Source organism: Micromonospora sp. NPDC048170 (assembly GCF_040652795.1).
Classification (GTDB): Bacteria; Actinomycetota; Actinomycetes; order Mycobacteriales; family Micromonosporaceae; genus Micromonospora.
In genome coordinates this window covers 84,943-110,852 of the sequence record NZ_JBEZMR010000024.1, presented here as the reverse complement: position 1 = coordinate 110,852, position 25,910 = coordinate 84,943, and the positions used below count along the sequence as shown (strand labels likewise).

At 73.1% G+C, this 25,910-nt stretch carries 25 protein-coding genes; 5 read left to right on the top strand and 20 right to left on the bottom strand.

All coding sequences use genetic code 11. The annotated features are described in order from the left end of the window. Positions 1-1,255 precede the first annotated feature (1,255 nt). From AB0D32_RS24815 to AB0D32_RS24775, 9 genes are all read right to left on the bottom strand, one after another. The gene (locus AB0D32_RS24815) at positions 1,256-3,787 is read right to left on the bottom strand and encodes an ATP-dependent Clp protease ATP-binding subunit (RefSeq protein WP_357094780.1); all 2,532 of its coding nucleotides are present in this window, start codon (positions 3,785-3,787) and stop codon (positions 1,256-1,258) included. Positions 3,788-4,247: 460 nt separating this feature from the next. Further along, positions 4,248-4,598, bottom strand: a complete 351-nt coding sequence (locus tag AB0D32_RS24810) for an Lsr2 family protein (protein WP_357094775.1) — start codon at positions 4,596-4,598, stop codon at positions 4,248-4,250. Positions 4,599-4,707: 109 nt separating this feature from the next. Then, complete coding sequence (gene lysS, locus AB0D32_RS24805) at positions 4,708-6,216, bottom strand: lysine--tRNA ligase (RefSeq protein WP_357094771.1); 1,509 nt, start codon at positions 6,214-6,216, stop codon at positions 4,708-4,710. Positions 6,217-6,354: 138 nt separating this feature from the next. Further along, entirely contained in the window at positions 6,355-7,113 is a 759-nt protein-coding gene (locus tag AB0D32_RS24800; RefSeq protein ID WP_357094768.1) for a type III pantothenate kinase, read from the bottom strand. 32 nt (positions 7,114-7,145) lie between these two features. Further along, a complete protein-coding gene (nadC, locus tag AB0D32_RS24795; protein WP_357094765.1) occupies positions 7,146-8,042 on the bottom strand; it encodes a carboxylating nicotinate-nucleotide diphosphorylase in 897 nt (298 codons plus the stop codon). Further along, the gene (locus AB0D32_RS24790) at positions 8,039-9,733 is read right to left on the bottom strand and encodes an L-aspartate oxidase (RefSeq protein ID WP_357094762.1); all 1,695 of its coding nucleotides are present in this window, start codon (positions 9,731-9,733) and stop codon (positions 8,039-8,041) included. The genes nadC and AB0D32_RS24790 overlap by 4 nt, the downstream gene beginning before the upstream one ends. A 359-nt stretch (positions 9,734-10,092) precedes the next feature. Next, positions 10,093-10,515, bottom strand: coding sequence for an aspartate 1-decarboxylase (gene panD, locus AB0D32_RS24785; protein ID WP_357094759.1), 423 nt, complete (start codon positions 10,513-10,515; stop codon positions 10,093-10,095). Positions 10,516-10,550: 35 nt separating this feature from the next. After that, a complete protein-coding gene (panC, locus tag AB0D32_RS24780) occupies positions 10,551-11,399 on the bottom strand; it encodes a pantoate--beta-alanine ligase (protein ID WP_357094756.1) in 849 nt (282 codons plus the stop codon). Between the two features lie 29 nt (positions 11,400-11,428). Then, a complete protein-coding gene (locus AB0D32_RS24775) occupies positions 11,429-12,382 on the bottom strand; it encodes a Rossmann-like and DUF2520 domain-containing protein (RefSeq protein WP_357094753.1) in 954 nt (317 codons plus the stop codon). A gap of 241 nt (positions 12,383-12,623) precedes the next feature. Between AB0D32_RS24775 and AB0D32_RS24770 the strand changes: the two genes are divergently transcribed. Next, positions 12,624-13,739, top strand: coding sequence for an SAM-dependent methyltransferase (locus AB0D32_RS24770; protein ID WP_357094806.1), 1,116 nt, complete (start codon positions 12,624-12,626; stop codon positions 13,737-13,739). Beyond that, positions 13,736-14,905: an NADH-quinone oxidoreductase subunit D gene (locus AB0D32_RS24765; RefSeq protein ID WP_357094750.1), complete on the top strand. Its 1,170-nt coding sequence runs from the start codon at positions 13,736-13,738 to the stop codon at positions 14,903-14,905. Before AB0D32_RS24770 ends, AB0D32_RS24765 begins: the two co-directional genes overlap by 4 nt. Positions 14,906-14,928: 23 nt before the next feature. On the opposite strand, the gene AB0D32_RS24760 is transcribed toward AB0D32_RS24765, so the two are convergent. The 4 genes from AB0D32_RS24760 to AB0D32_RS24745 form a co-directional block, all read right to left on the bottom strand. Continuing rightward, positions 14,929-16,401: a hypothetical protein gene (locus tag AB0D32_RS24760; protein WP_357094748.1), complete on the bottom strand. Its 1,473-nt coding sequence runs from the start codon at positions 16,399-16,401 to the stop codon at positions 14,929-14,931. Between the two features lie 121 nt (positions 16,402-16,522). Further along, positions 16,523-17,527, bottom strand: coding sequence for a glycine betaine ABC transporter substrate-binding protein (locus AB0D32_RS24755; protein WP_357094744.1), 1,005 nt, complete (start codon positions 17,525-17,527; stop codon positions 16,523-16,525). Between the two features lie 253 nt (positions 17,528-17,780). Continuing rightward, positions 17,781-18,503, bottom strand: a complete 723-nt coding sequence (locus AB0D32_RS24750) for an ABC transporter permease subunit (protein WP_357094742.1) — start codon at positions 18,501-18,503, stop codon at positions 17,781-17,783. After that, positions 18,500-19,186, bottom strand: coding sequence for an ABC transporter permease (locus AB0D32_RS24745; RefSeq protein WP_357094739.1), 687 nt, complete (start codon positions 19,184-19,186; stop codon positions 18,500-18,502). The genes AB0D32_RS24750 and AB0D32_RS24745 overlap by 4 nt, the downstream gene beginning before the upstream one ends. A gap of 2 nt (positions 19,187-19,188) precedes the next feature. Here AB0D32_RS24745 and AB0D32_RS24740 point away from each other — a divergent pair, with 2 nt between their 5' ends. Next, positions 19,189-20,190 carry an ATP-binding cassette domain-containing protein gene (locus AB0D32_RS24740; protein WP_357094736.1) on the top strand — a complete coding sequence of 334 codons (1,002 nt, stop codon included), beginning with the start codon at positions 19,189-19,191 and terminating at the stop codon, positions 20,188-20,190. Positions 20,191-20,202: 12 nt separating this feature from the next. On the opposite strand, the gene AB0D32_RS24735 is transcribed toward AB0D32_RS24740, so the two are convergent. From AB0D32_RS24735 to folP, 7 genes are all read right to left on the bottom strand, one after another. Next, on the bottom strand, positions 20,203-20,700 hold the full coding sequence (locus AB0D32_RS24735; RefSeq protein WP_357094733.1) for a hypothetical protein: 498 nt from the start codon (positions 20,698-20,700) through the stop codon (positions 20,203-20,205). Positions 20,701-20,760: 60 nt separating this feature from the next. Beyond that, positions 20,761-21,075, bottom strand: a complete 315-nt coding sequence (locus AB0D32_RS24730; protein WP_357094730.1) for a hypothetical protein — start codon at positions 21,073-21,075, stop codon at positions 20,761-20,763. 54 nt (positions 21,076-21,129) lie between these two features. Further along, entirely contained in the window at positions 21,130-22,359 is a 1,230-nt protein-coding gene (locus tag AB0D32_RS24725; RefSeq protein WP_357094728.1) for an ABC transporter permease, read from the bottom strand. A 105-nt stretch (positions 22,360-22,464) separates the two neighbouring features. Then, positions 22,465-23,007, bottom strand: a complete 543-nt coding sequence (locus tag AB0D32_RS24720; RefSeq protein ID WP_357094725.1) for a DUF3180 domain-containing protein — start codon at positions 23,005-23,007, stop codon at positions 22,465-22,467. A 19-nt stretch (positions 23,008-23,026) separates the two neighbouring features. Continuing rightward, entirely contained in the window at positions 23,027-23,554 is a 528-nt protein-coding gene (gene folK, locus AB0D32_RS24715) for a 2-amino-4-hydroxy-6-hydroxymethyldihydropteridine diphosphokinase (protein WP_357094722.1), read from the bottom strand. After that, positions 23,551-23,916 carry a dihydroneopterin aldolase gene (folB, locus tag AB0D32_RS24710; protein ID WP_357094719.1) on the bottom strand — a complete coding sequence of 122 codons (366 nt, stop codon included), beginning with the start codon at positions 23,914-23,916 and terminating at the stop codon, positions 23,551-23,553. Before folB ends, folK begins: the two co-directional genes overlap by 4 nt. Continuing rightward, positions 23,913-24,833, bottom strand: coding sequence for a dihydropteroate synthase (gene folP / locus AB0D32_RS24705; protein ID WP_357094716.1), 921 nt, complete (start codon positions 24,831-24,833; stop codon positions 23,913-23,915). The genes folB and folP overlap by 4 nt, the downstream gene beginning before the upstream one ends. Positions 24,834-25,176: 343 nt before the next feature. Here folP and AB0D32_RS24700 point away from each other — a divergent pair, with 343 nt between their 5' ends. Next, positions 25,177-25,491, top strand: coding sequence for a hypothetical protein (locus tag AB0D32_RS24700; protein WP_357094713.1), 315 nt, complete (start codon positions 25,177-25,179; stop codon positions 25,489-25,491). 13 nt (positions 25,492-25,504) lie between these two features. Beyond that, positions 25,505-25,867, top strand: coding sequence for a hypothetical protein (locus AB0D32_RS24695; RefSeq protein WP_357094710.1), 363 nt, complete (start codon positions 25,505-25,507; stop codon positions 25,865-25,867). The last annotated feature ends 43 nt before the right edge of the window (positions 25,868-25,910 follow it).

The window sequence follows — 25,910 nt, the reverse complement described above, 5'->3', positions numbered from 1 at the left end:
GAAGATGTCGGTACGCATGATGACAAGGCACCTTTCGATCGGGGGTACGCGACACACACCAGAAGGGGGCGGGTGCGCCGCGGATGAGGAAAGGTTCTGCGTCATGTCCCCGGCGGGGCCGGGGCACGTTGCGGGAGGATGCAACCTCCCGGGCGGGCCACACATTCCATGGCCGCTGTGTCTCGGGCGCGGCGGTACTCGGTGCGCCGGGGGATGTAACCGTGCCGGCCCGGCTCGCATTCCGTCGACCGTCCCGCCGACGAAGGGCCGCCTCCGGACGACGACTGTCCGCGTCCGATTACCCAGAGGGGCCGACGGCTGCGCAGGGTCGTCCTGCTCGCCGACTCACGCGGCCACGATGGTTACAACGATCCGGCACCCTGAACCATGCCCGCCCGGCCGGTGGCGCCCGCCACCCCGAACCCGGACAGATGCGTCATATTCGACAGGCGCCGCATATCGTTCGCTCGTGGCGACCTGAGGCCCGCCCATAGTGCTGCCGGGGGCGGCGGCGGGGGCTGGGCGCGCTCGGGGAGCGGTTCGGTCCCCAGGGCGTCATCCACACCCCTCCGCTCCCGCCGCGACTCCGGCTCATTCACTGCCATGATCAGTTGACCGACAACCGGAGCACGGGGATGGATCCCGCCGGTTTTCCATCAGACGATCATGGTCGGCAGAGCTGTCGAAGCTGAGCGCCCCGCCAAAGGGGAACGCAAACGCGGGCATCCAGAGGGTTATGTCCCAGATGTGCGACATAGGAGTGCGATGCGGTGACGCGGGCGGAATGCGATGGTTAAGCAGAATGCGAGTGTTGAGCAGAATGCGATGGTTAGGCGGGCTGCGACGCCGAGCCCGATGCGGGAGGTCCCTCCCCGGGGCTGTCACCCGCTGCCTTCTGGGCGGCCAGGCAAGCCAAACGGGCGGGGGCAGGGGGCAGCCAGGCAGCGGGGGGCGGTAAGAGCAGGGGGCCAGGCAGCGGGGCGGTAACGGCGGGGGCCAAGGGGGAGAGCAAAGCGGGTGAGGTTGGACGGGGAAGTCGGGCCTAGGCGGGGCCGAGCGGGGCAGGCGGGGCAGGCGGGGCCGAGCGGGGCCGAGCGGGGCAGGCGGGGCCGAGCGGGGCCGAGCGGGGCAGGCGGGGCCGAGCGGGGCCGAGCGGGGCAGGCGGGGCCGAGCGGGGCCGAGCGGGGCGTACACCGAAAAGGGCGGCGGCCCGGTGGTTGGTGCCACCGGGCCGCCGCCCTCGTGCTGTTCGGCCTTACTCGTCCGCGCCTGCGGCGGCGGTGCCGCCGAGGTCGGCCGGGACGGCGTCCGGCACGGTGGCCGGCTTTTCCGCACCCGTGAAGATGAGCTTGGACTTGTCGATGTTCTCCGGGTCGCCCTCGCAGTCCACCACCACGATCTGGCCTGGGACCAGTTCGTTGAAGAGGATCCGCTCGGACAGGTTGTCCTCGATGTCGCGCTGGATGGTGCGACGCAGCGGACGTGCACCGAGCACCGGGTCGAAGCCCTTCTTCGCCAGGTACTTCTTGGCGTTGTCGGTCAGCTCCAGGCCCATGTCCTTGTTCCGCAGCTGGCCCTCGATCCGCTGGATCATGATGTCCACGATCGAGAGGATCTCCGACTGGCGCAGCTGGTGGAAGACGATGGTGTCGTCGATCCGGTTGAGGAACTCAGGCCGGAAGTGCTGCTTGAGCTCGTCGTTGACCTTCTGCTTCATCCGCTCGTAGTTGGACTCGGAGTCCTCCGACGCCTGGAAGCCGATCGAGACCGCCTTGGCGACGTCGCGGGTGCCCAGGTTGGTGGTCAGGATGATGACCGTGTTCTTGAAGTCCACGATCCGTCCCTGGCCGTCGGTGAGCCGACCGTCCTCCAGGATCTGGAGCAGCGTGTTGAACACGTCCGGGTGGGCCTTCTCGATCTCGTCGAAGAGCACCACCGAGAACGGCCGACGCCGCACCTTCTCGGTCAGCTGGCCGCCCTCGTCGTAGCCGACGTAGCCGGGAGGGGCACCCACCAGCCGGGAGACCGTGTAGCGGTCGTGGAACTCGGACATGTCCAGCTGGATGAGGGCGTCCTCGCTGCCGAACAGGAACTCGGCCAGCGCCTTGGAGAGCTCGGTCTTACCGACACCCGACGGGCCGGCGAATATGAACGAGCCCGACGGACGCTTCGGGTCCTTCAGGCCGGCCCGGGTGCGCCGGATCGCCTTCGAGACCGCCTTGACCGCGTCCTCCTGGCCGATGACGCGCTTGTGCAGCTCGTCCTCCATGCGCAGCAGGCGCGAGGTCTCCTCCTCGGTCAGCTTGTAGACCGGGATGCCGGTCCAGTTGCCGAGCACCTCGGCGATCTGCTCGTCGTCGACCTCGCTGACGACGTCCAGGTCACCGGCCTTCCACTCCTTCTCCCGCTGCGCCTTCTGGCCGAGGAGCTGCTTCTCCTTGTCGCGCAGCTGGGCGGCGCGCTCGAAGTCCTGCGCGTCGATCGCGGACTCCTTGTCGCGACGCACCTGGGCGATGCGCTCGTCGAAGTCACGCAGGTCTGGCGGCGCGGTCATCCGGCGGATCCGCATCCGGGCACCGGCCTCGTCGATCAGGTCGATCGCCTTGTCCGGCAGGAAGCGGTCGGAGATGTACCTGTCGGCCAGCGTCGCGGCAGCCACGAGAGCCGCGTCGGTGATGCTCACCCGGTGGTGCGCCTCGTAGCGGTCCCGCAGGCCCTTGAGTATCTCGATCGTGTGGGCCAGCGACGGCTCGCCCACCTGGATCGGCTGGAAGCGGCGCTCGAGGGCGGCGTCCTTCTCCAGGTGCTTGCGGTATTCGTCGAGCGTGGTCGCGCCGATGGTCTGCAGCTCGCCGCGGGCCAGCATCGGCTTGAGGATGCTGGCGGCGTCGATCGCGCCCTCGGCGGCGCCGGCGCCGACCAGGGTGTGGATCTCGTCGATGAAGAGGATGATGTCGCCGCGGGTGCGGATCTCCTTGAGCACCTTCTTGAGGCGCTCCTCGAAGTCACCGCGGTAGCGGGAACCGGCGACCAGGGCACCGAGGTCGAGCGTGTAGAGCTGCTTGTCCTTCAGCGTCTCGGGCACCTCGCCCTTGATGATCTTCTGGGACAGCCCCTCCACCACGGCGGTCTTGCCGACGCCGGGCTCACCGATCAGGACCGGGTTGTTCTTCGTGCGGCGGGAGAGCACCTGCATGACCCGCTCGATTTCCTTCTCGCGCCCGATGACCGGGTCGAGCTTGCCCTCGCGGGCGGCCTGGGTCAGGTTGCGGCCGAACTGGTCCAGCACGAGGCTGGTGGACGGCGCGGCCTCGCCCGGCGCGGCGCCCGCCGCGGCCGGCTCCTTGCCCTGGTAGCCCGAGAGCAGTTGGATCACCTGCTGGCGGACCCGGTTCAGGTCGGCGCCGAGCTTGACCAGCACCTGGGCGGCGACGCCCTCACCCTCGCGGATCAGACCGAGCAGGATGTGCTCCGTGCCGATGTAGTTGTGGCCGAGCTGCAGCGCCTCGCGCAGCGACAGCTCCAGCACCTTCTTGGCCCGCGGCGTGAACGGGATGTGCCCGCTCGGCGCCTGCTGGCCCTGGCCGATGATCTCCTCGACCTGCTGCCGCACACCCTCCAGGGAGATGCCGAGGCTCTCCAGAGCCTTGGCGGCGACGCCCTCACCCTCGTGGATGAGGCCCAGCAGGATGTGCTCCGTACCGATGTAGTTGTGGTTGAGCATCCGGGCCTCTTCTTGGGCCAGGACGACAACCCGTCGCGCTCGGTCGGTGAACCGCTCGAACATGCCCTCGTGCTCCTCACATGCCGTGCGCACTCGATCTTGATGGTCAAGAAGTCGTGGCGGGGCCGGTGCGCGGACGACCGGGACGGGCGTCCGTGCCTCCTTACTCTATCGCCGCGGACCGACTCCGCTGAGGTCGTGTCTCCCCGTCGAAGGACGTGTACGCGTCGTTTTACACAACCGTCCGCGCTCAGGGCGTGTTCCGGTACCCCGGCCTGTACGCGCAGAGCGAAATTCGGCCACGGTCGCGGGACCCGTCGCACGGGTCGCGCCGGTGCCGACGCGGCCCGGATCCGGGCCGTGCGGGACTCGTCCACAGGCTGTGGACAGACTCTCCACCGGCTGTGGACAACGCCCGTCGGGACGGAATTCTTCCCGCGCGGACGCGCTCCCGGGCGGATACGGCGACGCCGGCCCGGAGTCGTGCTCCGGCCCGGCGTCGGTGTCGCCCGTCGGCGGTCGGTCAGTGACCGGCCTTCGCGTGGTACTCGTCGACGATCTCCTGCGGGATCCGGCCCCGGTCGGAGATGTCCTTGCCGGCCTTCTTGGCCCAGGCGCGGATCGCCTTGTTCTGCTCCCGGTCGGCGGTGGCACCACCCCGACCCCGTGCGGCCCGGCCGCCGACGACGACGCCGCCCCTGCCCACCTTCGTGCCGTGGGCGATGTACTGAGCGAATACGTCGCGCAATTTCTCGGCGTTCGAGCTCGACAGGTCGATCTCGTACTGAACGCCGTCGAGCGCGAACTTGACCGTCTCGTCAGCGTCCCCGCCGTCCAGGTCATCGACCAGCTTATGAATGATCTGCTTGGCCACGTCCCACATTCCTTTCGAGCAGGGTGCTCCTGCATTCTGAGAGCACGATAACCTGCGCGACGCTTGCCACGTCAATAGGATGCGGTAACGACCCGGTGGAGATGCGCGACTACTCCGGGCGAACCAGGGGGAAGAGGATGGTTTCCCGAATTCCCAGGCCGGTGAGCGCCATCAGCAGCCGATCGATTCCCATTCCCATACCCCCGGCCGGTGGCATTCCGTACTCCATCGCCCGCAGAAAGTCCTCGTCCAGCCGCATGGCCTCGTCGTCGCCGCGGGCGGCGAGCTGGGCCTGGGCCACCAGCCGTTCCCGCTGCACCACCGGGTCCACCAGCTCGGAGTACGCGGTCCCGAGCTCGAAACCGAGCACGTACAGGTCCCACTTCTCGGCCAGCCCGGGCTCGCTGCGGTGCGCCCGGGTGAGCGGGCTGGTCTCCTCCGGGTAGTCACGGACGAAGGTGGGCGACTGGAGGCTCGGCACCACCAGTTCCTCGAACAGTTCCTCCGCCAGCTTGCCCGGCCCCCACTTCGGGTCGACCGCCAAACCCACCTTGTCGGCGTACTCCACCAGGCGGGCGCGCTCGGTGCGTACCGTGACCTCCTCGCCGAGCGCCTCGGAAAGAACCCCGAAGAGGGTCACCGAGCGCCACTCGCCGCCCAGATCGAACTCCTGGCCGTCGGCGTGGGTCACCACGGTCGAGCCGCTGACGGCGACCGCCGCCTGCTGCACGAGATTTCGGGTCAGCTCGGCCATGGTGTCGTAGTCGCCGTACGCCTCGTATGCCTCGAGCATCGCGAACTCGGGCGAGTGCGAAGAGTCGACACCCTCATTACGGAAGTTGCGGTTGATCTCGAAGGCCCGGTCGACGCCGCCGACGACGGCCCGCTTGAGAAACAGTTCCGGCGCGATTCGGAGATACAGATCGGTGTTGAGCGCATTGCTGTGGGTCACGAATGGCCGGGCCGCCGCGCCGCCGTGCAGCAGCTGGAGCATCGGGGTCTCCACCTCGATGAAGCCCCGGCCGTGCAGCGAGTCGCGCAGGCTGCGTACGGTCGCGGCCCGGGTGCGGACCATTTGACGGGCCTGCGGCCGGACGATGAGGTCCACGTAGCGCTGCCGGACCCGCGCCTCCTCGCTCAGCGGCTTGTGCGCCACCGGGAGCGGACGCAGCGCCTTCGCCGTGACCGCCCACTGCTCGACCAGCACGGACAGCTCGCCGCGCCGGCTGGTGATCACCTCGCCGGTCACCCCGACGAGGTCGCCCAGGTCGACGAGGCGCTTCCAGTCCTCCAGGCGGTCGGCGCCGACCCGGTCGAGGGAGAGCATGGCCTGCAACTCGGTGCCGTCGCCGTCGCGCAGGGTGGCGAAGCAGAGCTTGCCGGTGTTGCGTACGAAGATCACCCGGCCGGTGACCGAGACCTGGTCACCCGTGGCGGTGTCGGTGGGCAGCTCGGCGTACTTCTCGCGGATCTCGGCCAGCGTGCTGGTCCGGGGGAATCCGATCGGATACGGCTCGACGCCCTCGGCGAGCATCCGGTCCCGCTTCTCCCGGCGGACCTTCATCTGCTCGGGAAGGTCGTCGGCGGGATCGACTGGCACGGGGTTCTGCTCGGTCACGGCACGCTTCCTCAGAAGGAGATTTCGGGCGGGGTCAGGTCCCGAGCGTACTCAAGGCCCCAGCGAGGCGTTACGGGATAACCAGCCCGCCATGACCGACCCCACTCACGCCCTCCCGCCCGGCGTCGCCGGGCGGGGTCAGAGATTGCGCTCGTAGACCATCCGCAGGCCGATCAGGGTGATCATCGGCTCGTGGTGGGTGATCGTGCGGCACTCGTGGAGCACGAGCGAGGCCAGCCCGCCGGTGGCGATCACCGCGCTCACCTCGCCCATCTCCTCGATCATCCGCTCCACGATCCGGTCGACCTGCCCCGCGAACCCGAAGTAGAGGCCGGACTGGAGGCACTCGACGGTGTTCTTGCCGATCACCGAACGCGGCTTGGTCGCCTCCACCTTGCGCAGCTGGGCGGCCCGGGCGGCGAGCGCGTCGAAGCTGATCTCGATGCCCGGCGCGAAGGCGCCGCCGAGGAACTCGCCCCGGCCGCTGATCACGTCGAAGTTGGTGGTGGTGCCGAAGTCCACCACGATCGACGGCCCGCCGTAGAGGGTGTACGCGGCCAGGGTGTTCACCACCCGGTCGGCGCCCACCTCCTTCGGGTTGTCGATCGCGAGCTGTACCCCGGTACGCACCCCGGGCTCGACGATCACGCTCGGCAGGTCCGCGTAGTAGCGGGACAGCATGTTACGCAGCGAGCGCAGCGCGGCCGGCACGGTGGAGCAGGCCGCGACCCCGGTGATCTCGACCGCGTCCCCGGCGAGCAGCCCCCGGAACTTCAGGCCCAGCTCGTCGGCCGTCGACCGCGCATCGGTCTTGATCCGCCAGGAGTGCACCAGCTTGTCGCCGTCGAAGGTCGCCAGCACGGTGTTGGTGTTTCCGATGTCGATGCAGAGCAGCACGCTCGCAGCCTAGACAACGGCCTGCCGCCGGTTCACCCGGTGCGCAGGTCCATGGCGATGTCGAGGATCGGCGAGGAGTGCGTCAGCGCCCCGACCGACAGGAAGTCGACGCCCGTCGCCGCGTAGCGCGCCGCCACGTCGAGGGTCAGCCCGCCGGTCGCCTCCAGCTCCGCCCGGTCCCCCACCGAGGCGACGACCTCGGTGAGCATCTCCGGGGTCATGTTGTCCAGCAGCAGGAAGTCCGCCCCGGCCTCGACCGCCTCCTCCGCCTCGGCGACCGTGTCCACCTCGACCTGCACCGGCACGTCCGGGAAGGTCTCCCGGACCCGGCGGAAGGCCGCCGTGATGCCGCCCGCCGCCAGCTTGTGGTTGTCCTTGATCATCGCGACGTCGTGCAGGCCCATCCGCTTGTTCGTGCCGCCGCCGGCCCGGACCGCGTACTTCTCCAGGACGCGCAGGCCCGGGGTCGTCTTGCGGGTGTCCAGCACCATCGCCTTGGTGCCGGCCAGCGCGTCCGCCCAGGCCCGGGTGTGGGTGGCCACCCCGGACATCCGGCAGAGCAGGTTGAGCGCCGTCCGCTCGGCGGTGAGCAGCAGCCGGGTCGGGCCGGTCACCGTGGCCAGCACGTCGCCGCGCGCCACCCGCGCGCCGTCGTGGGCCACCACCGACACCTCGACCGTACGGCCGGCGCCGGTCACCTCGCCGACCAACTCGAACACGGCCGCCGCCACGGCCAGCCCGGCCACCACGCCGTCGGCGCGGGCCACCAGGTCGGCCGTGTCGGTCTGCCCTGCGGGGATGGTGGCGACGCTGGTGACGTCCAGGAAGTCCGGCCCCAGGTCCTCGGAGAGCGCGTCCTCGATCACCCGCCGCACGTGCACCGGGTCCAGACCGGCGTCCCGCAACGCCCGCTCCGTCAACTCCGTCATCGGGTCCCCTCCCACGCTTGTGTCAACCGGCCCCGCGCCCCGATCGCGCCGACCAGGTGGCCGTGCCATCGCTCGTCGGCCGTCGGGAAGTCCTCCCGCCAGTGGCAGCCCCGGGTCTCCCGGCGGGCGTACGCGGCGGCGACCAGCGCCGACGCCACGGTGATCAGGTTCGTCGCCTCCCAGTCGGCCGTCCGGGGCCGGCCCCGGCCCTCGCCGAGCCCCGTCAGCACGGCGGCGGTCCCCGCGAGGGTCTCCGCCGAGCGGAGCACGCCCGCCCCCCGGGTCATCGCCCGTTGCAGCGTCGGCGTCGCCTCGGCCGGCACCACCCAGCCCTCGCCGCCCACCCAGGCTCCCGTCGGCGCCGGCTGGGCCTGCTCGGGCAGCCCGGCCGCGATGTCCTCGGCGATCCGCCGGGAGAAGACCAGCCCCTCCAGCAGGGAGTTGCTGGCCAGCCGGTTCGCGCCGTGTACGCCGGTGCAGGCGACCTCGCCGCACGCGTACAGCCCGGGGATGGAGGTGCGGCCGCGCAGGTCGGTGCGGACGCCGCCGGAGGCGTAGTGGGCGGCGGGGGCGACCGGGATCAGGCCGGTCGCCGGATCGACCCCGATGGCCAGGCAGGACGCGACGATCGTCGGGAAGCGCCGGGCCAGGAAGTCGCCGCCCAGGTGCCGGGCGTCGAGGAAGACGTGGTCGGCCCCGGTGGCCAGCAGGACCCGGTGGATGCCCTTGGCCACCACGTCCCGGGGCGCCAGCTCGGCCAGCTCGTGCTGGCCGACCATGAACCGCTTGCCGTCGCCGTCGACCAGGTGGGCGCCCTCGCCACGCAACGCCTCCGAGACCAGTGGCTGCTGGGCGTGCCCGGTGCCGGACACGCCGGTGCCGGCCGGGGTGATCAGCGCGGTCGGGTGGAACTGGACGAACTCCACGTCGGTCACCGCCGCGCCGGCCCGTACCGCGAGGGCCACCCCGTCCCCGGTCGAGACGGCCGGGTTGGTGGTGGCCGCGTAGATCTGGCCCATCCCGCCGGTGGCCAGGACGACCGCCCGGGCCAGGATGGCGCCCACGCCGTCCTCACTGCCCTCGCCGAGCACGTGCAGGGTGATGCCACAGGCCGGGCCGAGCCCGCCGGGGCCGTCCCCGGGGGCGCGTAGCAGGTCCAGCACCAGGGCGTGCTCGACCAGCCGGATCCACGGGTCCCGGCGGACTGCGGCGTGCAGGGCGCGCTGCACCTCGGCCCCGGTGGCGTCGCCGCCGGCGTGCACGATCCGGTCGGCCCGGTGCCCGCCCTCCCGGGTGAGCATCAGTGAGCCGTCCGGGTTGCGGTCGAACTCCGCCCCGATGCGCATCAGCTCGCGCAGCCGGGTCGGGCCCTCCTCGACCAGCACCCGCACCGCCGCCGGGTCGCAGAGCCCGACACCGGCGATCTCGGTGTCCGAGGCGTGCGCGGCCGGGGTGTCGTGCGGGTCGAGCACGGCGGCGATGCCGCCCTGCGCCCAGCGGGTCGACCCCTCGTCGATGTTGACCTTGGTGACCACGGTGACGTGCAGCCCCGCCTCGCGCAGGTGCAGCGCGGCGGTCAGGCCCGCCACCCCGGAACCGACCACGATCACGTCGGTGGTCTCCACCCAGCCGGGCGCGGGGGCGGCCAGCAGGTGGGGCAGGGCCGGCAACTCGACCGTCCGAAGGTCCATCCCCACAGTCAACCCGAAGGGCCTTCGCGGAGGGGGGCGGGGGCGGGACGAGTGTTTTGAGCCATCGCGTCCGAACCCCGGCCCCGGCCCAGCCCGGGCACGGCGAAGGCGTAGCGGCCCTGGAACGCGACGATCACTGTTCGTGGCATCCAGCGGCGGTGCCCGGTGGGCGGGCCACCACGCCGCTACGGAAGCGCCCCACACCCACCCCTCCCTGCCCCACCCCACCCCACCCCATCCCACCCCCGCGATCTTGCACTTGTCGCCCCGACAAAAGGGGTGAGTGGGACAGAGCCGGGGCCGAAAGTGCAAGATCGACGCGCGGAGGGGAGGGAGGGCGGGGGAGGGTGGGTGGCGGGTCAGGGGGCCGCGTGGGGGTTGGGGATGGGGGTGCCGGCGGTGCCGGGGGCGGCAGTGGTGGGGTCGGCGTTCAGTTCGACGATCCGGTTGTCGGCGTCGACGTGCACGACGCGCGGCTGGTACGCCCGGGCCTCGGCGTCGTCCATCTGCCCGTACGAGATGAGGATGACCAGGTCCCCCGGGTGCACCAGGTGGGCGGCGGCGCCGTTGATCCCGATCACGCCGCTGCCCCGCTCGCCCGGGATCACGTACGTCTCCAGCCGTGCCCCGTTGGTGATGTCCACGATCGCCACCTGCTCGCCAGGGATCAGGTCGGCGGCGTCGAGCAGATCCTCGTCGACGGTCACCGAGCCGACGTAGTGCAGGTCGGCCTGGGTCACCGTCGCCCGGTGGATCTTCGACTTGAGCATGGTGCGCAGCATCGGGGAGTGCCTTTCGGGGAAAGGTGCGGGTGGGGTCAGGAGCGGGGGGCGAGCCGGATCGCCGAGTTGTCGATCAGCCGGGTGGCGCCGACCCAGGCGGCGACGAGCAGCCGCGCCGGCCCGGAGACCGGCCCCGGTTCCAGGTCCGGGTCGGTGAGCACCAGGTAGTCGAGCCGGGCACCGGGCGTACCGCTGCCGAAGGCCGCGTGCGCGGCGGCGAGCACCGCCCCCGCGTCACCGCCCTCGTCGGCGGCACCGGCCCCGGCCCGCAGCGCCGCCGACAGGCTCAGTGCGGCCTCCCGCTCGGCCGGGGAGAGGTAGCGGTTGCGGCTGGACAGCGCAAGCCCGTCCGGTTCCCGTACGGTCGGCACGCCGACCACCTCGACCGGTACGTCGAGATCCCGGGCCATCCGCCGCACGAGGGTCAGCTGCTGGTAGTCCTTCTCGCCGAAGAACGCCAGGTCGGGGCGGGTGAGCTGAAGCAGCTTCAGCACCACCGTGAGCACCCCGTGGAAGAACCCGGGGCGGCTCTGCCCCTCCAGGTCCTCCCCGAACGGGCCCGGGTTCACCCTCACCCGGGGCTCGCCGTCCGGGTACATGTCCGCCACCGCGGGGGCGAAGACCACGTCCGCGCCGGCCCGCCGGCAGATCTCCAGGTCCGCGTCGAGGGTGCGCGGATAGCGGTCGAAGTCCTCGTTCGGGCCGAACTGCAACGGGTTGACGAAGATCGTGACGATCACGTGGTCGGCCCGTTCCCGGGCCGCCCGCAGCAGCGTCTCGTGCCCGGAGTGCAGCGCGCCCATCGTCATCACGACGCCGACGGTGCCCTTGAGCCCGTCCCGCGCCGCGGCCAGTTCGGCGCGGCCGTGCACCAGTTCCGTCACGTGGTCCCCTCCGTTCACCGTCGGCCCGTTCACGCCGCCACCTGCCGCCGGTCGCCGGCCAGCACGCCGAGCAGCGACTCCGCGTCGACCGGTCGCAGCCGGCCCGCCGCGATGGCCCGGTCGGCCGTACGACGGGCCAGGGCCAGGTAGGGGGCGACCGACTCGGGTGCGGTGGCGGCGAGCCGGGCCAGGTGCCGCTCGACCGTGCCGGCGTCGCCCCGGGACACCGGCCCCGTCAGGGCGTCGTCGCCGAGGCGCAGCGCGTTCTCCAGGGCGGCCCGCAGCAGCGGGGCGAGCACCTTCTCCGGCTGGGTCACCCCGGCGTCGCGCAGCCGGTCGGCCGCCTCGTTGACCAGGGTCACCAGGTGGTTGGCGCCGTGCGCCAGCGCCGCGTGGTAGAGCGGCCGGTCCGCCTCGCCGACCCACTCCGGCACCCCGCCTAGGTCGGCGACCAGCCGGACGGCCAGGGGGCGCAGCTCGGCCGGGGCGGTCACCCCGTACGAGATGCCGGCCAGCCGGGCGAGGTCGTCCGGCGTACCGGTGAAGGTCATCGCGGGGTGCAGGGCGAGCGGGCGGGCGCCGGCCGCGGCGGCGGGGGCGAGCACGGCCAGCCCGTGCGCGCCGGAGGTGTGCGCGACCACCTGGCCGGGGCGCAGCGTGCCGCCGTCGGCCAGGGCGGCGACCACCCCGGCGAGCGCGTCGTCGGGCACCGCGACCAGCAGCAGGTCGGTGGCCGCCCGCGCCACGGCGGCGGCGGAACGGCGGGACACGCCCGGAAGCAGCAGGGCCATCCGGGCCCGGGAGGCGCCGGACCCGCCCGTGGCGGCGACGACCCGGTGGCCGGCGGCGGCGAGCGCGGCGCCCAGCACGGCACCGACCCGACCGGTGCCGACGACACCGACGGTGAGCGGACGGGGGTTGGCAGCCGGCAGGGCGGCGGCCCCGTGAGGGGCGGCCGGACGCGGGCGCAGAGGTGCGCTCATGGCGACGATCCAGTCCTCGAGAAGGGGTACCGGTCGATCGCAAGTATGCGCCGGGGTTACGGAACCGGGACAAGGATGTGTGAAAACGTTCACCGATGGAAGCGGGCGTGCCGGCCGGCAGCGGCGGCACGACCGGCAGGGCGGGATGGCCAGCCGCCCCGGACCGACGAGCCGTAGGGTCGGCACGGTGACGCACGCCGAACGAGGAACGGAACCGACGTCGGTCCGCTGGCGGGACGCGATGGACCAGGCGCTCTACGGGCCGGGCGGCTTCTTCGTGTCCGGCTCCGGCCCGGCGGCCCACTTCCGCACCAGCGTGCACGCGTCGCCGGCCTTCGCCGCCGCGCTGCTGCGCCTCGTCGAGCAGGTCGACACCGTCCTCGGCCACCCTGACCGGCTCGACGTGGTCGACGTGGGCGCCGGACGCGGTGAGCTGCTGCGCGCACTCTCCGCCGCGATGGAGGCTGCCGCCCACCCCGCGCCCGTGGCGCCCGGGTCCGCGCGTCCGTCGCCCGCCGCCGTGCTCCCGCTGGCCCGTCGGGTACGCCTCACCGCCGTCGAGAGGGCACCCCGACCGGACGGCCTGTCCGTCACGATCAACTGGCTGGACGACGTCCCCGACGGCATCACCGGCGTGCTCCTGGCCACCGAGTGGCTGGACAACGTGCCGCTCGACGTGGCGGTGCACACCGACGGGTGGCGCTACCTGCTCGTCGACCCCGCCAGCGGCGAGGAGACCGTGGGCGATCGGGTGGATCCCGCCGACGCCGACTGGCTCGACCGCTGGTGGCCGGCGCCGACAGCCGGAGCCTCGGCCGAGGGCGCCACCGCGACCGGGGCGACCGTCGAGCACACATCCGGAACCGACCGGGCCGGGTCGGGTTTCCGGGCGGCCACGAGGGCCGAGATCGGCCGGACCAGGGACGAGGCCTGGGCCTCGGCCGTACGCCACGTCGACCGGGGGGTGGCGTTGGCCGTGGACTACGGGCACCTGCGCGGCGGCCGGCCCGTGGACGGGACGTTGACCGGGTACCGGGGCGGACGGCAGGTGCCGCCGGTGCCGGACGGATCCTGCGACGTCACCGCGCACGTCGCCGTGGACTCGGTCGCCTCCGCCGGTGCCGAGGTCGCCCGGTGCGCGTACGACCTGGTGTCGCAGCGGGAGGCGCTGCGGGCGCTCGGGGCCGACGGCGGGCGACCGCCGCTGAGCCTGGCCGCAAACGACCCGGCCGGGTACGTTCGGGCGCTCGCCGCCGCGTCGGCGGTGGCCGAGCTGACCGACCCGGCCGGGCTGGGCGGGCACTGGTGGCTGCGGCAACCGGTCGGCGTCGACCCCGGACGGTTCATGGCACGATGACGGTCATGACCACGGACGCCGGCGACCTCCGCGAGCTGACCGTCGGCACCGGGGCCGGCGGGGAGCAGCTCGGCACCGACATGGTGCTCAACATCGGGCCGCAGCACCCCTCCACGCACGGGGTGCTCCGGCTCAGGCTGGTGCTCGACGGCGAGCGGGTGGTGGCCTGCGAGCCGATCGTCGGCTACATGCACCGGGGCGCGGAGAAGCTCTTCGAGGTACGCGACTACCGGCAGATCATCGTGCTGGCCAACCGGCACGACTGGCTCTCGGCCTTCTCCAACGAGCTGGGCGTGGTGCTCGCCGTGGAGCGGCTGATGGGCATGGAGGTGCCGGAACGGGCCACCTGGCTGCGGATGGCGCTGGCCGAGCTGAACCGGGTGCTCAACCACCTGATGTTCCTCGGCTCCTATCCGCTGGAGATCGGCGCGATCACGCCGATGTTCTACGCGTTCCGCGAGCGGGAGACCATCCAGACGGTGATGGAGGAGGTCTCCGGAGGCCGGATCCACTACATGTTCAACCGGGTGGGCGGGCTCAAGGAGGAGGTGCCCTCCGGCTGGACCGGCCGGGCGCGGGCCGCCATCGCCGAGGTCCGCCGGCGGATGCCCGATCTGGACAATCTCATCCGGCGCAACGACATCTTCCTGGCCCGTACGGTCGGCGTCGGGGTGCTCTCCGCGGCGGACGCCGCCGCGTTCGGCGCGTCCGGGCCCGTCGCCCGCGCCTCCGGCCTCGACCTGGACCTGCGCCGCGACGAGCCCTACCTGGCCTACGACCAGCTGGACGTGCCGGTGGTGACGAAGACCGCCGGGGACTGCCACGCCCGCTTCGAGGTGCTGCTCGACCAGGTGTACGCCTCACTGGACCTCGCCGAGCAGTGCCTGGACCGGGTGGACCGGCTCACCGGGCCGATCAACACCCGGCTGCCGAAGGTGCTCAAGGCCCCCGAGGGGCACACCTACGCCTGGACCGAGAACCCCCTCGGCATCAACGGCTACTACCTGGTCTCCCGGGGCGAAAAGACGCCCTGGCGGCTGAAGCTGCGCACCGCGTCGTACGCGAACGTGCAGGCGCTGGCCACGCTGCTCCCCGGCTGCCTGGTGCCGGACCTGATCGCCATCCTCGGCTCGATGTTCTTCGTGGTCGGCGACATCGACAAGTGACCCGCACCCGGTAGTCGGCCGGGTCAGCGCCAGCGGTCGGCGGAGCGGGCGCCGCCCGCGCGCGGCACGTCGTCCTGCGGCGGGTGGCCGTGGTACTCCTCCTCCTGCCGCCGGCCGTGCCGCTCCGGCTCGGGCTCCGCACGGCGGGCGCGACGGGCCTCGGGCTGGTGGGCGTCGTGCCGGTCCTCGGACTGGTGCCCCCGCTGGCGGGGACGCCACTCGTCGGGCACCGGCACCCCGCCGGGTGGCAGGGCCGGGGCGGCGTCCGGCTCCGACCAGCCGCCGCGCCACCCGTCGTCCGCCCGGTCCGGCCTCCGGCGCGGCTCGTCCCGCCGCACCGCCGCCCAGCGGTCCGCAACCCGGTACTCGGTGCCGGTGGCGTCCGCGTGCACCTCGGCACTCCGCTCCCCGACCCGCATCTCCCGGCCCCGGTCGTCGTCCCGCACGGCGGCCCACCGGTCCCCGGCACGTAGCTGCGACCAGTACTCCCCGCCCTCCGCCTCGTCGGGCCGGTACGACCGGCCCCGCGCGGGCTGCTCGACCGGCGCCGCGTCGTCGTCCCGGCGTGACCGGTCGTCGTGGCGTGACCGGTCGTCGGCGTCGGCGTACCCGTGCCCGGCCCAGGAGCGGTCGTCCGGCTCGCCTGACCACGGCCGTTCCTCCGGCCCCGCTGACCAGCGCTCCTCGTATCCGCCGCCGTACCGGGTGCCCCGGTCGCCGGGGACAGATCCGGCGCCGTCCACGACGGTGTGCCGGGTGGTGACGTGCACGGTCTCGGTGTGCCGCAGCACCCCGAGCGGGCGGGCTGGCTGGTTGCCGGGCTCCGCCGACCGGGCCGCCCCGTACACCCCGGCCGTTCCTTCGGCGGCAGGTCGATCCGTGGCGTACCCGCCGGCCGTTCCCGCAGCCGGGCCGTCCGAGGCGTATCCGCCGCCGGGTGCGGTCCGCTCGGCACGCGGAGCCGGCTGGGGCCGGCGGGCGGGCTCCTCCTCGTCCCGGTCGGTGCGCCCCCGGCGGGGCGCCGCGTCCTCCCGGCCCGGCACCCGCCCCCGGCCGGCGACCGCGTCGTCGACGGAGGCCCGGGCGCGGCCGGCACCGGCCTGGGCGTCGATTCCGGCGAGCGCGGCGCTGCTGGCGTCCAGCCGCCGACGCAGCGCGGCGGCCTCCTCCTGTGCCCGCTGGGCGTGGTCGAGCGCCTGGTTGCCACGCTGGGCGGCGGCCACGATCTCCCCCCGCAGCTCGCGGCGGAGCTCCTCGATCTCGTCGAGCAACTCCTCGTTCCGGGCCGGCCCCGCGCCGTCGGCGCGCAACGCGATCGACAGGCCGATCAGGACCACGGCCAGGATCGCGAGCACGGCGGCGAACCGCAGCGGACCGTTGCCATCGGCGACGAGCAGGATCAACGCCGCCACCGGCGCCAGGGCGACACCGGCCCAGAAGAGCACGGTGAGCAGCTGCGGATTGCGCTTGTCGGCGGAGGCGACCGGGGCTGGCATGGGTCCGCAGCCTACCGAGAGTTGCCCCGACTGGGAATAGGGTGAACAGGACATCCGGCATCTACGCCGCTGATCGCCCGCCGGCCGCCGACGGCACCGGGCCGCCGGCGACCGCCGGGGGTCAGCCCGTGGCCAGTGCGCCGTCCGAGGAGAACACCAGGCCCACACTGGCGGCCCCGGTCTTCAACGCGTTCTTGGTCTGCGGGCCACCCTGGTCCAGCGAGCTGAACGAGCCGGCCTTGAAGTCGTAGACCTGGACGAGCCCCGCCTGGCACTTCGGCCGCTGCGGGCACTCCGGCGGCCCGGCCAGCACCGTGGCCTGGCCCGAGCACTTGGCGGCCAGCTCGGAGAGCGTGCTGACGCCGTACTTGTCGGCGAACGCCTTGGTCACGGCGAAGGCGTTCTGGTCCTGTGCCGCGGCCGGCGCGCCGAAGACGAGGCCCACCTTGTCGCCGGACGCCTTGAGCGCCGCGACGGTCTTGTCCAGCTCCGGCGAGGACACCGGCTGGGCGTCCTTGCCGTTGGCCTTGGTGTTGAGGAACTCGGCCAGGGTCGCCGCGTACTCCGGGACGACCTGGATCTCGCCCTTCTCCAGGGCCGGCTCGTAGAGCTCGCGGTTGCCGATCTGCTGCACCTTGACGTCGTAGCCGGCGGCGGTCAGGGCGATCTTGTAGATCTCCGCCAGGATCTCGTTCTCCGTGAAGTTGGCCGCGCCGACCACGATCTGCCCGCCGGGCCCCTTGGCGATGCCCGCGGTGATGTCGTTGGCCGCCGCGAACTCCTCGGCCGCCTTCTGCGCCGTCTTGCGGTCGACGCCCACGGCCTTGTTGAGCTGGATCAGCTTCGGCGTGTCGAGCGCGGCCGAGACCTTGTCCAGCGCCGCGATCAGCTGCGGGGCGGCGGCGTCGGCGTTGACCGCCGGGATGACGTTGTCGCTGTTCTGAAGCTTCCTGTCGTCGTCGAGCACGACGAGCTGGTCACCGGCGACCGGCGCGCAGCCGGCCCCGGAGGCCGCCTGCTCCGGGGCGTCCGTGCCGGAGGAGCCGGCGTCGCCGCAACCGGTCAATAGTCCCGCCGCGGCGAGGGCTCCCACCGCACCGACGGCCAGGCGTGTACGTGCGCGCATCAGTGCCCGCCTTCCGTGTCCCGGCGCGACCCTGTCGGGCCGGCCGCGTGTCCGACGGGCGATCTCCGTCCGGCCGCCCGCTTGTGTCCGGCGGGCGACCGCTCTCGGATCACCCGCGATTCCCACCCCAACATCTTCCGCGTGGGCCCGCCAACCCGAGGCAACGTTTGTCACCGGATCGTCACCAGACGTCAGTCCCCCTCGCCGGTCCAGCGGGTCTCCCCGCATGGCGTACGCCCCGGCAGCACCGGCCTCAGCCCCCGGCCACCGCCTGCGCCGCCCGGCGGCCGGCCCGACGGCGCTCGGCCCGCAGCGGACGCGGCGTGACCAGCCGCTCGACCAGGGCCAACACCAGTTCCAGCAGGATGGCGAGCCCGGCCACCAGCACGCCGCCTGCGATGATCTGGCCGCCGCCGGCGGCGATGTCCAGCCCGAAGCCCGCCCGGATGATCTGGCCCAGGCCGCCACCGTTGACGAAGGACGCCAGCGCGGCGGTCGCCACCACCTGCACCGCCGCCGTGCGGAACCCGGCCGCCAGATAGGGCACCGCCAGTGGCAGCTCGACCCGGCGCAGCAACTGCCACCCGGAGAAGCCCATCCCGCGCGCCGCGTCCCGCGCCTCCGGATCGGCCTGCCGCACCCCCGTGTACGCGTTGGCCAGCAGCGGCGGCACCGCGAAGACAGCCAGCGCGACCACCACCGACGGCTTGCCGAAGCCGAGGAACGTCAGCGGCAGGATGGTGAGCAGGGCGAGCGTGGGGACGGCGAGCGTGACGTTGGACACCAGCACCACCAGGCCGCCGCCCCGCCCGGTGTGCCCGAGCCAGAGCCCGATCGGCCAGGCGACCAGGCAACCGAGCAGCACCGCCACCGCCGACATCGACAGGTGCTCGCCGAGCCGGTCCAGGATGCCGCCCGGGTTCGTCCAGTTCAGCGGGTCGTTGAACCAGACCAGCGCCGCCTCGACGGGATTCATGGGGTCCGTCTCCGTAGCCAGGGGGTCAGCAGCCGGCCCGCACCCGCCAGGGCCAGGTCGAGCACCAGCGCGAGCAGGACGCAGAGCAGCGTCCCCGTCATGATCTGTGCCTTGTAGAAGTTGTTCTGGAAGCCGGCGAAGATCAGCTGGCCGAGCCCGCCACGCCCGATCACCACGCCCACGGTCACCAGGGCCACCGTGGAGACGGTCGCCAGCCGCAGCCCGGTGAGGATGCCCGGCAGGGCCAGCGGCAGCTCGACCCGGAACAGCCGGCCCCAGCGGCCGTACCCCATTCCCTCGGCCGCCTCCCGGACCTCGGGAGGCACCTGGTTGAGCCCGGCCACGGCGTTGCGGACGATCACCAGCAGCGCGTAGAGGACCACCACACTGAGCGCGGTCAACGCGCCGATGCCCAGGTAGGGGGCGATGAACGCGAAGAGCGCCAGCGACGGCACCGTGTAGAGCACCCCGGTGAGGGCCAGGACCGGGCCGGCGAGCGAGCGGTACCAGTACGCGGCCACCGCCAGGGGCAGCGCGATCAGGGCGGCGATCAGCACCGCACGCGCGGTCAGCGAGGCGTGCTCACGCACGGCGGCGAGGATCGTGTCAGAGTTGTCCCGCACGTACTGCCCGGAGAACCACGGGTTACCCGGGTCGGCCCGGTAACTCAGGCGGAAGGACATGTGTGGACGTTACCCCGGAGGGCACCGGCCCCGCCGAGCCGCGCGCGGCGTCGATCGCGCTCGAGGGCATCCGCAAACGCTACCCGGACGGCACCGAGGCCGTACGCGAGTTGAGCCTGGACATCTCCGCCGGCGAACTGGTGGTGCTGATCGGACCGTCGGGCTGCGGCAAGTCCACGGTGCTCCGGATGGTCAACCGCCTCGTCGAACCGACCGGCGGCCGGATCCTGCTCGGCGGCGAGGACGTCACCCGGGTCGACCCGGTCCGGCTGCGCCGCCGGATCGGCTACGTGATCCAGAACGTCGGGCTCTTTCCCCACCAGACGGTCAGCGCCAACGTCGCCACCGTGCCCCGGCTGCTCGGCTGGCCCCGCCAGCGCAGCCGCCGCCGGGTCGACGAGCTGCTGGAACTGGTCGGGCTCGACCCGGCCACGTTCGGCCGCCGCTACCCGCACGAGCTCTCGGGCGGGCAGCGGCAGCGGGTCGGGGTGGCCCGGGCCCTCGCCGCCGACCCGGTGGTGCTGCTGATGGACGAGCCGTTCTCGGCCGTCGACCCCATCGTGCGGACCCGGTTGCAGGAGGAGTTCCTCCGGCTGCAGGCCGAGGTGCGCAAGACCATCGTGCTGGTCACCCACGACCTGGACGAGGCTGTCCGGCTGGGCGACCGGATCGCGGTGCTCTCCGAGGGCGGGCGCCTGGAGCAGTACGACACCCCCACCGCCGTGCTCGGCGCGCCCGCCACGCCCTTCGTGCGGGAGTTCGTGGGCGCCGACCGGGGCATCCGCCGGCTGGCGGTCACCCCGATCACCGGCGAGGCCGTCGAACCGCTGCCGGAGACCGGGGTGGCCGAACTGCCGACGATGCCGCTCGGCGGCTCGGCGTACGACGCGCTGGGGGTGTTGCTGACCTCGGCCGCGGACCGGGTGGTGGTCACCGACGGGGGGCGGCCGGTCGGCGTGCTCAGCCGGGCGCGGCTGCTCGAACTCGGCACGCCCGAACGGTGAGGCTCGGCCGGGTCAGGCCCGGCCGCCGAGGCTGGCCACGCCGATGATCCAGCCGGCGAGGAAGCCGTAGGTCGCGCCGGTGCCGCCCGCCTGGATCGCCGTGAGCAGCGACGGCTCCGGGCCGAGGAAGGCGGCGAGCAGCGAGGCGAACCCGCTGGCCAGGACGTACGCGGCCCAGCCGGAGAAGAACTGCGTCCCCGAGCCCTGCACCCGGGCCGCCTGCGACGTGGGCAGCAGGTAGAGGAAGAGCGCCGCGAGGATGACGAGCAGGACGGCCCGAAGGTTCGCCACGAGCAGGCCGCCGGTCGCACCTTCACCGTCGAAGTGCCACGCCGGCCAGGAGAGCAGTTGCAGATACCAGCCGCCGGCGGCGTTCGGGTCGGTACCCGCGGCCCAGCCGACGTACGCCGGGCTGCCGCAGACCGCGACCAGGAGGAGCGCGGCGAACGCGCCCGTGCCCGCCGCCGACCCGTAGCGACCGCCGGTCCGTGGCGGGTTGGTGAGCGCCATGATCGGATCAGTTCCCGGCGGACCACGGGAGGCAAACCTGCCCGGGGCCGTCGGTCGCCGTCACCGGTGCGGGTGCTTCATCAGGTAGTCGATGAACGCGGCCCGCAGCAGCGGCGCGGACTCCTCGTAGCCGTGCCCGGTCAACTCCCGCCACAGCGCCGCCGCCTCGTCGATCGTCGGCCCGACCGAGTTGGGCGCGCCGTCGAGCGCGGCGGCCTCGTCCGCGTTCGGCAGGTGCCGCAGTACGGACCAGAAGAAGCGCACGTCACGGCGATCCCGGGCGACCGCGAACGCCCGCTCCCGCAGCTCCTCAGTGGACAGCGCGTCGAGTTCCTCGAACGACGGGCCGGCGGAGGTCGATGGTGTGTCGGTCATGCCGCCGAGCCTAACCGGCGAGATCACTCCCGGCCGGGTGGACGCGGCAGCAGCTCACCGCCCACCGGTGTCCCACCAGCGCGGACCGGTCTCCCAGCGGGGCTCACTCCAGGGGTCCACGGGGCTCTCCGGGGACCGGGCCGGCACCGCGGGCGGCCAGTCGCCGACCGGGTCCGCCGGGGGCTCCGTCCAGCCCGTGCCGATCCGGCCGTCCCCGGCGGGAACGGGTTCCGCCGCCGCACCGGTCGCCGGGCGGCCGTACGCCTCGACCAGCCGGGTGGCGAGCAGCCCGACGCCGAGCACCGCCGCGCCGAGCGCCCACCGGCTCACCGTCCAGCCCCGGGCCTGCGCGTACGCGAGGAAGACCGTGACCAGGCACACCGCCAGCAGGGTGCCGAAGACGCCGCCCCGCCGGCCGTAGGCGCTGGTGCCGGCCAGCAGCGCCAGGCCGACCGCGAGCACCGTCCAGTCCAGCCCGGGGTCGGGCGCCACCGGGCCGGTGTCCCGGCTGGCGGCTAGCATGCCGGCCAGCGCGGCCAGCACGGTGGAGCCGACGAGCGCGCCGGAGGTGACCACCGCCGCCACCGCCCCGCGACGGCGGGCCGGGTCCACGACCGGGCGGAACCGGCCGACCAGCCGACGGACGGCCCGCACCGCGCCGAACAGCCCGCCGAGCACCGCGACGGCCGCGAAACCGACGAAGAGGTACAGGGCGTCGCTGCCCGGGTCGAATTCGCCCTGCGGCAGGACCGGCGCGGAGCGCTGTTCGACGTACACGATCACCCCGGCCGCACCGGCGAGGGACGCCGCCCAGCCGGGGACGTGCAGCACCACCACGACCAGCGCCAGGGCGAGCCCGCCCAGCGCGGCGACGGCCAGGGCCGGCCCGGCGGCAGCTCCGGTGCCCCGGTCGCCCTGCTCGGCCACGTGCAGCGCGGCGGCGACCGCCACCGGGCCGACGGCCAGGTTCACCGCGGCGGTACGCAGGGTCAACCCGGCGGCCAGCGCCAGCAGCCCGAACACGACCGCGTCGAGAAGCAGGGAACGCAGCGCGTCGCCGCGCAGCGCGGCCGGGTCCTCCTGCCAGAGCAGGTAGGTCAGGACGCCCAGCCCGGCCAGGAGCAGCAGCTCCCACACGACGTGGACGGCGAACCGGTCGCGCCCGGGTTCACCGTGCGCGGGGTCGTCGAAGACGTTCTCCAGGACGGCGGCGGGGATGCCGGACGCGGGCTCGGGAGACGGCTCACGCCCCGGTTCGTCGTACCGCATGACGCCGCCTCCCACGTGGCCGCCGTCCAGCCAGTCCGACGCGCGGGCGGACCGGGGCGGCGCTGCTCTCCGGTCGCAGGCACCGTACCCGCGTGGGAGGCCGGGCGTAACCCCCCGAGATCAGCGCGGGCCGGGGCGGCCGTCCCGGCCGCCGGGCTCGCGGTCCTCGTCGTCCTGCTGCTCCGGAACCCGGCAGGAGCGCTCCAGCCAGAGCGCCGCCGCCACCAGCGCCAGCCCGGCGAGCAGGCCGGCGCCGGCGATGGGCCGGTCGCCCATCGCGGCGTCGGTGCGCTCCACGAAGAGCCAGCCGGTCAGCCCGGCGAAGAACCCGGCGAAGATCGCGCCGGCCAGCGCGGACGCCTTGGCCAGCACGACGAAGCGGGCCACCAGCAGCGGATTGACCGGGTCGCGGCCCGGCCTGCGCTCGATGCGCCCCCGGGTGTTGACCGCGGCGTACCCCTCCAGCACGGCCAGCGCGGCGAGCGTCACCACCGGCAGCCAGGGAAGATTGGGCAGGTAGTCGTAGTAGAGGGTGCTGATCAGCAGCCAGGCCACCGCGGCGGCGCCGAGGCCGGCCACCACCAGGGTGGAGATCCGGGTCGGGCCCATCCGGGACCGGTCGGGGCCCGCCCCGCCCGGTCGTGGGGACTGCGCCTGCGTCATGCCGGCCGGCTCCACTGGGTCATGCCGTCGACTCTATCGTCAGATCCGGCCGGGGGCGCAGATCCAGCGCGTCGTCAGCCGCCGGACCGGTGTTGAGCAGGTCGGTCAGCCAGCCGTGGCCGGGCAGCCGTCCGTAGGGCTGGATGTCGATCCACGGCCGCAGCACGAAGGCCCGCAGGTGTGCCCGGGGATGCGGCAGGGTCAGCTCGGGGTCGTCGCTGAGCACCGGCTCGTCACCGTCGGCCCACACGGCGACGACGTCCACGTCGAGGGTGCGCGGCCCGAAGCGCCGCCGCGGGTCGCGGGTGCGCCCGGCGGCGCGCTCCGCCGCCCGCGCCCGCTCCAGCCAGTCGTACGGGGTCGCGGCGGGATCCTCGGCGAGCAGCACGGCGTTCAGGTACGCGGGCTGCTCGGCGTCCCCCCACGGTGGAGTCTCGTACACGCCGGAGACGAGGAGCACGCTGTCGCCGAACGCCGAGACAGCCGAGGACAGGTGGGCCAGCCGGTCGCCGAGGTTGCTGCCCAGGGAGAGGACGGCGCGGGTCATCGGTGCCGCCGCCGCGTCATCGTGACGGCCACGTCGGTGAAGGCGTGCGGGACGGGCGCCTCCGGCTTGTGCACGGTGACCGTGGCGGCCTCTACCCGGGGGTCGGCCAGACAGACGTCCAGCAGCCGGTCGGCGAGCGTCTCGATCAGGTTGACCGGCTCGCCCGTGACCACCTCGACCAGTCGCCCGGCCAGTTCGCCGTAGTGGACGGTGTCGCCCACCTCGTCGGAGCGGGCCGCCGGGGCGAGGTCCATCTCCAGGACGGCGTCGACCACGAAGTCCTGCCCCTGGGCGCGCTCGAAGTCGTACACCCCGTGCCGGCCGTGCGCCCGCAGGCCGGTCAGCTGGATCCGGTCGGTCATCGGTCTCCTCCGTGCTCGGCGGTGCGCTCCGCCCGGCCGGCGCTCGCCTGGGCCGGGCGGTCCGCACCGGTGGACGTGGGTGCCAGGCGGGGCGCGCCCGTGGCCTGCCATACGGCGAGGGCGTCCACGGTGGCCCGGACGTCGTGCACGCGTACGCCCCAGGCCCCGGCCGCCACCGCGAGCAGGCTGGTGGCGACGGTGGCCACGTCGCGGTCGTCCGTGGGGCGGGGGACGCCGTCGGGGCCGGCCAGCAGCCGCCCCAGGTACGACTTGCGGCTGGACGCGAAGAGCAGCGGAAAGCCGAGGTCCAGCAGCTCGGACAGGCGGCTGCTCAGCTCCCAGTTGTGGGCGGCCGTCTTGGCGAAGCCCAGCCCCGGGTCGATGACGATGCGGTCGGCGGCGACTCCGGCCCGCAGCGCCTCGTCGACGCGGCGGCCCAGCTCGGCGCGCACGTCGGCGACCACGTCGGTGTAGCGCGCCAGCTCCCCCATCTCGCGGGAGTGGCCCCGCCAGTGCATCAGCACCCACGGGCAGCCGGCGTCGCGCACCACCCGGGCCATGTCGGGGTCGGCGAGGCCACCGGAGACGTCGTTGACGACGGCCGCCCCGGCGGCCAGGGCCGCCTCGGCGACCCGCGCGCGGGTGGTGTCGATGCTGACCGGCACGCCGACGGCGGTCAGCTCCCGGATCACGGGAACCACCCGGGCCGCCTCGATCTCCGCGTCGACGCGGTCGGATCCGGGCCGGGTGGACTCGCCGCCGACGTCCACCAGGTGGGCGCCGTCGGCCCGCAGCCGCACGCCGTGTCCGACGGCGGCGTCGAGGTCGGCGTACCGTCCGCCGTCGGAGAAGGAGTCGGGCGTGACGTTGAGGACGCCCATCACCACCGGGGTCGAGGCCCGTACCAGATCGGTCACGGCTAGACGGTACCGGTCGGCCGGGGCGTCCCGAGCGGGCCGGGTCGAGGGCGGTGACATGCACTTTCGAACGGGTGTACGATCGGTCGTCCTGGTCGGATCGGGCAGACTCTTCGCGGCTTGTCGCAAACAGTGGGTGCCCGTACGCTTTGGAACTGCCCGGCATCGAGATGGCGAAGCCTGGAGGGAGGGCCAAAGCGGGAAAATCCGCCCAAAGCTCGCCACCCTCCGTGGCGGGTAACGAACGCAGGGTCGCCGACGCTGCGTACCGGGAGCACCGTTCCCGCCAGGCATGCCTACTGCACCACCGCGGCGCCGCCGGCCGCGACTTGGGGAGGTTCCAGTGATCGCCATCGAGCTCATGGAGACAGCGACGTCCGCCGCCGCCCACACGCTCTCCACCCTGGCGTCGACTCCACTCGCCGAGCCCGCGCCCAAGGGCATCGACACCAACGGTGTCGTCACATTCTTCGCCAGCAAGATCGCCCCGATCCTGCTGGCCGTGCTGGGCGTCATCTTCATCGGGCGGGCCAGCCGGGGTGAGATCTCCAAGGTCCTCACCAGCTCGGCGATCGCGATCGTCGGGCTCGCCTTCATCGCCGGAGCCGCCACACTGTTCTTCATCGGCGACTACCTGATCGACCTGATCTTCGAATAGGCGCGGGCACGAGATGCGGCTGCGCACCGACGACGACATCTACCGGGCTCGCCTGGTCTACCTCGGGCCGCCCGGCTACACCCTTCCCGTCCACCTGCCGTACGCCCAGTACGGGCTGTTCATGCTGCTCGTTCCCCTCTACATGTTCATCCACTGGCTGTTCACGTTGCAGGTCGAGCTCTTCCCCGCCTGGGAGATCGCGCTCGCCATCGTGAGCACCTCGTTCATCTTCCGGCACGTCGACCCCGACCGGCCCGCGCGCATGGTGATCCGCACCGCGCTGACCGACTGGCGGCGGACCCGGGAGCCGGCCGCGGAACAGCGGGACCCCCGCCTGGTCGGCAGTCGGATCAGGATCCGGGAGGAACTGGCATGACCGGTCGTACGCCGATCAGGCAGTCGAACGACGCGGGTGAGGC

Bases quoted from the DNA above. Each gene is read 5' to 3' on its own strand.
- panD (WP_357094759.1), bottom strand. From the start codon at position 10,515: ATGCTGCGCACCATGCTCAAGTCGAAGATCCACCGGGCGACGGTGACC.
- AB0D32_RS24770 (WP_357094806.1), top strand. From the start codon at position 12,624: ATGGACCAGGCGCTCTACGGGCCGGGCGGCTTCTTCGTGTCCGGCTCC.
- AB0D32_RS24745 (WP_357094739.1), bottom strand. From the start codon at position 19,186: ATGTCCTTCCGCCTGAGTTACCGGGCCGACCCGGGTAACCCGTGGTTC.
- AB0D32_RS24760 (WP_357094748.1), bottom strand. From the start codon at position 16,401: ATGCCAGCCCCGGTCGCCTCCGCCGACAAGCGCAATCCGCAGCTGCTC.
- AB0D32_RS24755 (WP_357094744.1), bottom strand. From the start codon at position 17,527: ATGCGCGCACGTACACGCCTGGCCGTCGGTGCGGTGGGAGCCCTCGCC.
- AB0D32_RS24730 (WP_357094730.1), bottom strand. From the start codon at position 21,075: ATGACCGACACACCATCGACCTCCGCCGGCCCGTCGTTCGAGGAACTC.
- AB0D32_RS24765 (WP_357094750.1), top strand. From the start codon at position 13,736: ATGACGGTCATGACCACGGACGCCGGCGACCTCCGCGAGCTGACCGTC.
- nadC (WP_357094765.1), bottom strand. From the start codon at position 8,042: ATGACGGAGTTGACGGAGCGGGCGTTGCGGGACGCCGGTCTGGACCCG.
- AB0D32_RS24775 (WP_357094753.1), bottom strand. From the start codon at position 12,382: ATGAGCGCACCTCTGCGCCCGCGTCCGGCCGCCCCTCACGGGGCCGCC.
- AB0D32_RS24720 (WP_357094725.1), bottom strand. From the start codon at position 23,007: ATGACGCAGGCGCAGTCCCCACGACCGGGCGGGGCGGGCCCCGACCGG.
- folK (WP_357094722.1), bottom strand. From the start codon at position 23,554: ATGACCCGCGCCGTCCTCTCCCTGGGCAGCAACCTCGGCGACCGGCTG.
- folB (WP_357094719.1), bottom strand. From the start codon at position 23,916: ATGACCGACCGGATCCAGCTGACCGGCCTGCGGGCGCACGGCCGGCAC.
- AB0D32_RS24750 (WP_357094742.1), bottom strand. From the start codon at position 18,503: ATGAATCCCGTCGAGGCGGCGCTGGTCTGGTTCAACGACCCGCTGAAC.
- AB0D32_RS24735 (WP_357094733.1), bottom strand. From the start codon at position 20,700: ATGGCGCTCACCAACCCGCCACGGACCGGCGGTCGCTACGGGTCGGCG.
- AB0D32_RS24790 (WP_357094762.1), bottom strand. From the start codon at position 9,733: ATGGACCTTCGGACGGTCGAGTTGCCGGCCCTGCCCCACCTGCTGGCC.
- AB0D32_RS24815 (WP_357094780.1), bottom strand. From the start codon at position 3,787: ATGTTCGAGCGGTTCACCGACCGAGCGCGACGGGTTGTCGTCCTGGCC.
- AB0D32_RS24695 (WP_357094710.1), top strand. From the start codon at position 25,505: ATGCGGCTGCGCACCGACGACGACATCTACCGGGCTCGCCTGGTCTAC.